Origin of the sequence: Pseudonocardia sp. (assembly GCF_025965585.1) — a bacterium.
Lineage (GTDB): Bacteria > Actinomycetota > Actinomycetes > Mycobacteriales > Pseudonocardiaceae > Pseudonocardia.
This window is the reverse complement of the sequence record NZ_JAOPWR010000501.1, coordinates 1-6,753: the sequence shown is the minus strand read 5'-3', so window position 1 is coordinate 6,753 and position 6,753 is coordinate 1. Positions and strand designations below refer to the sequence as shown.

Below are 6,753 nucleotides of genomic sequence, written 5' to 3'. Positions count from 1 at the left end.
TGCCGCCGATCAAGCCGCAGCTCGAGGCCACGAAGGGGCTCCCGGAGCGGGCCGCGGTCCGACGCAGGCAGGAGCGCGTGGAGCGGCTGATGCCCACGCTGCCCTACGCCGCGCAGCAGGCCATCCGTGAGAGCCAGAGCGCCCAGCCGGCGATGGCGGGCGCACCCACCCAGGTGATGGGCGCGGCCCCCTACGGCCGCCCGAACCCGACGGCCCAGCAGCCGACGGTGCAGCAGCCCACCGTGCAGCAGCCCCCGCAGGGTCCGCCCCCCGTCCCGCAGGACTTCACGCGCAGCCCCGGGCAGGGCTACGGCCCCCAGGCCGACGGCTTCGACGAGTACGACGCCGGCTACGGCGGCGGATCGTCCTCGGGCCCTTCGTCCCGCCCCGGCAACCAGTCTCCGCCCTCCGGCCCCGGCCGGCACCGGCCCCAGCGCTAGAGGACGACGATGACCGCTCCCATCACGCGGGCGCTGACCCCGGTCGGCAAGCTCTTCGGCCTCGGCGCCGAGGTCGTGCGGACGATCTTCAAGCCTCCGTTCCAGCTCGCCGAGTACATCGAGCAGACGTGGTTCGTCACGAAGGTCTCGGCGCTGCCGACGGCGCTGTTCACGATCCCCTTCGGCGCCACCATCGCGCTGCTGCTGGCCGACCTCACCCGCCAGTTCGGCGCCCAGAGCCAGACCGGTGCGGGCAGCGTGCTGGCGATCGTGCAGCAGGCCGCGCCGATCGTCACCGCGCTGCTGATCTCCGGTGCCGGCGGCAGCGCGGTCTGCGCCGACCTCGGCGCCCGCACCATCCGCGAGGAGATCGCGGCCATGGAGGTGCTCGGCATCTCGCCGATCCAGCGCCTCGTGGTGCCGCGGGTACTGGCCATGGCCACCACAGCGGTCGTGCTCAACGGGCTGGCCACGGTGGTCGGCGTCGGTGGCGGCTACTTCTTCAACGTCATCGTCCAGGGCGGCACGCCGGGCGCCTACATCGCGAGCTTCTCGGCCATCGCCCAGGTCTCGGACATCGTCGTCAGCGAGCTGAAGGCGGCGCTGTTCGGCTTCACCGCCGGCATCATCGCCGCCTTCCGCGGGCTCAACCCGCCGCCCGGTGCCAAGGGCGTCGGCGACGCGGTGAACCAGGCCGTCGTCATCTCGTTCGTCGTCGTGTTCCTGATCAACCTCGTCCTCACGGCGCTCTACCTCGAGCTCGTCCCACCGAAGGGATCCTGACGTGGCCCTCTTCGGCAACCGCGCCCGCCGCGTGTTCACCGTCCCGCTCGAGACCCTCGAGGACCTGGGCGACCAGCTCTCCCTCTACGGCCGCGCGATCGCCTGGATGCCGCGCACCGTCCGGCGCTACCGCGGCGAGATCATGCGGCTGCTCGCCGAGGTGAGCTTCGGCTCGGGGGCGCTCGTCGTCATCCTCGGCACGGCCGGCGTCATGCTGTCGCTGTCGCTGTTCGTCGGGTCGCTGGTGGGCCTGCAGGGCTTCCGCGCGCTCGACTCGCTGGGCGTGGAGGCCCTGACGGGCTTCATCACCGCCTACTTCAACACCCGTGACATCGCGCCGCTGGTGGCCTCGGCCGCCCTGACGGCCACGCTCGGCGCGGGCTTCACCGCCCAGCTCGGCGCGATGCGGATCTCCGAGGAGGTCGACGCGCTCGAGGTGATGGCGGTGCCCAGCGTGCCGTTCCTCATCACCACGCGCGTGATCGCCGGGGTCCTCGCGATCATCCCGATGTACACGGTCGGCCTGCTGGCGAGCTTCGCGTCCGCCCGGCTGAACGTGACGCTGCTGAACGGGCTCCCCGGTGGTACCTACGACCACTACTTCGACCTGTTCCTGCCGACGAGTGACATCCTCTACTCGTATCTCAAGGTCATCACGTTCTCGATCGTGATCATCCTGATCCACTGCCACTACGGGTACCGGGCCAAGGGCGGCCCCGCGGGCGTGGGGATCGCCGTCGGCCGCGCGGTGCGGCTGTCGATCGTCACCACGGCGATCATGGACTTCTTCCTGACGCTGGTGATCTACGGGACCTCGACGTCGGTGCGGGTGGCGGGATGACGTCCACCAAGAAGATCGTGCAGGGGCTCGCGTTCATCGCGGTCATCGTGCTGCTGATCGCGCTGGCCATCGGGAAGTACGCCGGGGCCTTCGACAGCGGTGTGCCGGTGACGCTCAAGGTCGACACGGTCGGCAACCAGCTCGCCGACGGTGGCGACGTCAAGGTCCGCGGGCTGATCGTCGGCAGCATCAAGCAGATCAGCACCGAGGGCGACGGCGCCACGGTGCAGCTGAGCATCGACCCGAAGATGGTCGGCCAGATCCCCGCCGACGTCACGGCGCGGCTGCTGCCCAAGACGCTGTTCGGTGAGAAGTTCGTGTCGCTGGTGCCCCCGGCGGACCCCACGTCGCAGCGGATCGCCGCGGGCGACGTCATCGGCCAGGACCGCAGCCAGTCGGCGCGCGAGGTCGACCAGGTGCTCAACCACCTCCTCCCGCTGCTGCAGGCGGTCAAGCCGCAGCAGCTCGCCACCACGCTGGGGTCGCTCTCGCAGGCACTACAGGGCCGCGGCACGGAGCTCGGCCAGACCCTCGTGCAGCTCAACACCCTGCTCGACGGCCTCAACCCGTCGATCCCGGACCTGCAGGACGACGTCACCCAGCTGGCGGACTTCTCCGAGAACCTTTCCGACGCGGCGCCGGACCTGTTGAACGCGCTCAACGACTTCACCGTCACGAGCAAGACGATCGTCGACCAGAAGGACGGGCTGGCGCAGGTCTTCTCGTCGCTCACCGGCGCCTCGGACGACCTCAAGGGCTTCCTCGACGCGAACGGCGAGAACCTCATCTCGCTGACCGCGGCGAGCCGTCCGACGCTCGCGACGCTGGCGCGCTACGCACCGGAGTTCCCGTGCCTGTTGGGCCAGCTCACCGACGTCATCCCGCGCGTCGACGCGGCGTTCGGCAAGGGCACGAACGAGCCCGGCCTCCACATCACGCTCGAGGTCGTGAACAACCGCGGCAAGTACGTCCCGGGCGAGGAGCCGAAGTACCTCGACGACCGCGGCCCGCGCTGCTACCCGATCCTCCCGCTCGGCCCCCAGTACCCGCCGGACGGCCCGTTCCGGGACGGCTCGAACACCCCGGCGCCACCCGTCGGCACCCCGGGGCCGGAAGACGCGAACTTCGGCGTGATCCCCTCGAGCTACGACATGGGCGTGCCGAACTCGCCGGGTGAGCGTCAGGTCGTGGCCGAGCTGGTCGCGGCCAAGGACGGCACGTCCCCGCAGGCCGTGCCGAGCTGGAGCTCGATGCTCGTGGGCCCGCTCTACCGCGGGACGGCGGTGACGTTGACGTGAGCGAGCTTGCGAGCGAACCGATGTCCCAGCGCCTCGGCGAACCGTCGACCGAGCGAAGCGAGGGAGTGCGATGAGCCGCGTCCCTCTCGCACCACTGATCAAGTTCCTGGTGTTCGCGGTGGTCACCGCGCTGGCCACCACCGTGCTGGCCGTGACCATCGCCAACGCGCAGGGTGGCACGCGTGCGAGCTACAGCGCCCTGTTCACCGACGCATCGGGCCTGCTGCAGGGCGATGACGTCCGGATCGCCGGTGTCGTGGTCGGCAAGGTCGACGACATCAGCATCGCCGACCGGACGATGGCCAAGGTCGACTTCAGCGTGGACTCCACGCAGGTGCTGCCGTCGACGGTCACCGCGGCGATCCTCTACAAGAACCTCATCGGCCAGCGGTTCCTGTCGCTGGCGCAGGGTTCCGGTGCCACGGGCGGGCCCACGGGATCCACCCTGCCGGTGGGCGGCACGATCCCGGCCGACCGCACCACGCCGCCGCTGAACCTGACCACGCTCTTCAACGGGTTCCAGCCGCTGTTCACCGCGCTCGACCCCCAGCAGGTCAACACGCTCTCGATGGAGATCGTGCAGGTCCTGCAGGGCCAGGGCGGCACCGTCGAGAACCTGCTGGCCAGCACGTCGTCGCTGACGAACACCATCGCCGACCGCGACCAGGTGATCGGCCAGGTGATCGACAACCTCAACTCGGTGCTCGCCACCGTCAACTCGCACGACGCTCAGCTGTCGGACCTCATCACCTCGCTCCAGCAGCTCGTGTCCGGGCTGGCCCAGGACCGTCAGCCCATCGGGCAGGCGATCGCCTCGATCGGTGACCTGACCCAGGTCACCGCCGGCTTCCTCGACGACGCCCGGGCGCCGTTGAAGAACGACATCGCGGCACTGGGCTCGCTGTCGAACAACCTCGACGTGGCCCGGCCGACGCTGCAGACGTTCCTGCAGAACGCGCCCGGCAAGCTCAACACGATCTCGCGGGCGGCCAGCTACGGCAGCTGGTTCCAGTTCTACCTGTGCGGAGTGTCCGGTTCGATCGGCATCGGCGGCCTCGTGCCCGCGCAGGAGATCCCGGTCTTCCACTCCGACGCGCCGCGCTGTGGAGCCGACCCGGCCGGTTCGGCAGGCCAGAAGCCCCCGCTGCTGCCCGCGCTGCCGTCGCTGCCCGCGCTCCCCACCGCGCTGCCGCAGCCCGCGGTGGCGCCTGTCCTGCCCCCGCTGGGAGGTGGCTGACATGGCTCTCCCCGGAGCACGCAGGCCGGTGCCGCTGGCCATCACCGGGATCGTGCTGATCCTCGTGGTCACCCTGCTCGCGTTCAACTTCACGACCCTGTTCGGTGGCGGCACCACCTACAAGGCGGAGTTCAGCGAGGCGGCCGGCCTGCAGGCCGGTGACAAGGTCACGATCGCCGGCGTCGAGGCCGGGCGCGTCGACACCGTGGCGCTCGACGGCAACCACGTCCTCGTCTCCTTCGACGTCCAGGACGCCTGGGTCGGCGACGCCACGAGCGCGTCGATCGAGATCCGGACGCTGCTGGGCGCCAAGTACCTGGCCCTGGACCCCCAGGGCCAGCACGAGCAGGACCCCAGCCAGCCGATCCCGCTGGCGCGCACGGCGTCGCCGCTCGACGTCGTCGACGCCTTCAACGGCCTGTCCGGGACGATCGACCAGATCGACACCAAGCAGCTCGCCACGAGCCTGAGCACGCTGGCCGACACGTTCCGCAACACCCCGGACGACGTCCGGAGCACCCTGGACGGGCTGTCGCGGCTGTCCACCACCATCGCCGGCCGCGACGACCAGATCAAGCAGCTGCTCGCGGGCACCCGCAACCTCTCGACCGTGCTGGCGGACCGCAGCGGGGACGTCCAGCAGCTGCTCTCCGACGGCAACCTGCTGCTCGGCGAGCTCCAGCAGCGCGAGGACGCCATCGCGAACCTGCTCGACGGCACCCGCAAGCTCTCCCAGCAGCTCTCCGGGCTCGTGGCCGACAACCAGGAACAGCTGCGGCCCACGCTCGAAACGCTCTCCCGCGTCGTCGACGTGCTGCAGCAGAACCAGGACAACCTGGCCAACACGCTGAAGAACGAAGCCACGTTCGTGCGGCTGTTCGCCAACGCGGTCGGCAACGGGCGCTGGTTCGACAACTACATCTGCGGTCTGCTCCCGACACCGAGCATCGGTCCACTGAACCCGGGCGGGTGCTGACATGCCGCTGACCATCACCGACCGCCGCCAGATGCAGTTCGTCGCGCTGGCGGGCGTGCTCGCCGTGCTGCTCGCGGCCGGCATCTGGATCGTCAACTCCAACCTCGGCGGCAGGACCGTCACGGCGTACTTCAGCAACGCCTCGGCCCTGTTCCCGGACAACCAGGTCGAGGTCCTCGGCGTGCCGGTCGGCAAGATCGACTCGGTCACCCCCGAGGGCACGCAGGTCCGCGTCGACATGACGATCACCGACCAGGATCTCCGGCTGCCCGCGAACGTCAACGCCGTCGTGATCTCACCGAGCCTCGTCACCGGCCGGTACGTGCAGTTCACGCCGATCTACTCGAGCGGCCCGGAGCTGCGGGACGGCGCGGTCATCCCGATGTCCCGCACCGCCGTGCCGCTGGGTGTGGACGACCTGGCCCGCACCGCCACCCAGCTGGCGCAGGCGCTCGGCCCGAACGGGGTCAACAAGACCGGCGCCCTCAACGACCTGCTGAACGTCGGGGCGCAGAACCTGGACGGCAACGGCAAGGCCCTCAACACGACGATCACGAAGCTGGGCGACCTCTCCGGCACGCTCGCGGGGTCCAGCGACGACCTCTTCGGCACCGTCACGGAGCTGGGGAAGTTCACCTCGACCCTGGCGCAGAACGACGGCCAGGTGCGCGAGTTCAACGGCAAGCTCGCCGACGTCTCCGGCTTCCTCGCGGGTCAGCGCACCCAGCTGGGCTCGGCGCTGACCGACCTCTCGAAGGCGCTGGCGGACGTGTCGGCGTTCGTCAAGGACAACCGGGCGGCGCTGAAGAGCAACGTCGACGGGCTCACCGACGTCACGGCCACTCTCGTCGACCAGCAGAAGGCGCTCACCGAGGTGCTCGACGTGGCCCCGGCCGCGATCAACAACCTGGTCAACACCTACAACGGCAGCTCGGGCACGCTCGACACCCGGGCCGACATCAACGAGCTGACCAACCCGGCGCTGCTCACCGTCTGCCGGCTCCTGACGAACGAGGCGCCGGCAGGCACCCCGGACTCGGTCAAGAACCTGTGCAGCGCGGCCGGTCCGCTGCTCAGCGGCGCGGTGCCGCTGCCGACGGCCGGCCAGGTGCTCACGGCGCTCTACGCCAACCAGCCGCCGCCCCTGCCCGGACTCGCGCTGCCCACCGTCCCTGCGC

6 protein-coding genes and 1 pseudogene are annotated in these 6,753 nt (G+C 70.2%); all 7 read left to right on the top strand.

Annotated elements, in window-relative coordinates:
- A pseudogene (locus JWR81_RS30585) lies at positions 1 to 440 on the top strand (hypothetical protein); the annotation flags it as partial.
- Positions 441 to 449: 9 nt separating this feature from the next.
- Positions 450 to 1,223, top strand: a complete 774-nt coding sequence (locus tag JWR81_RS30580; RefSeq protein WP_297660877.1) for an ABC transporter permease — start codon at positions 450 to 452, stop codon at positions 1,221 to 1,223.
- Between the two features lies 1 nt (position 1,224).
- Complete coding sequence (locus tag JWR81_RS30575) at positions 1,225 to 2,064, top strand: ABC transporter permease (protein ID WP_297660875.1); 840 nt, start codon at positions 1,225 to 1,227, stop codon at positions 2,062 to 2,064.
- The gene (locus JWR81_RS30570; RefSeq protein WP_297660873.1) at positions 2,061 to 3,362 is read left to right on the top strand and encodes an MCE family protein; all 1,302 of its coding nucleotides are present in this window, start codon (positions 2,061 to 2,063) and stop codon (positions 3,360 to 3,362) included. The genes JWR81_RS30575 and JWR81_RS30570 overlap by 4 nt, the downstream gene beginning before the upstream one ends.
- Before the next feature lie 70 nt (positions 3,363 to 3,432).
- On the top strand, positions 3,433 to 4,599 hold the full coding sequence (locus tag JWR81_RS30565; RefSeq protein ID WP_297660870.1) for an MCE family protein: 1,167 nt from the start codon (positions 3,433 to 3,435) through the stop codon (positions 4,597 to 4,599).
- A 1-nt stretch (position 4,600) separates the two neighbouring features.
- Complete coding sequence (locus tag JWR81_RS30560; protein ID WP_297660868.1) at positions 4,601 to 5,575, top strand: MCE family protein; 975 nt, start codon at positions 4,601 to 4,603, stop codon at positions 5,573 to 5,575.
- A 1-nt stretch (position 5,576) separates the two neighbouring features.
- On the top strand, positions 5,577 to 6,753 hold a 1,177-nt coding region (locus JWR81_RS30555), incomplete at its 3' end, for an MCE family protein (protein ID WP_297660862.1).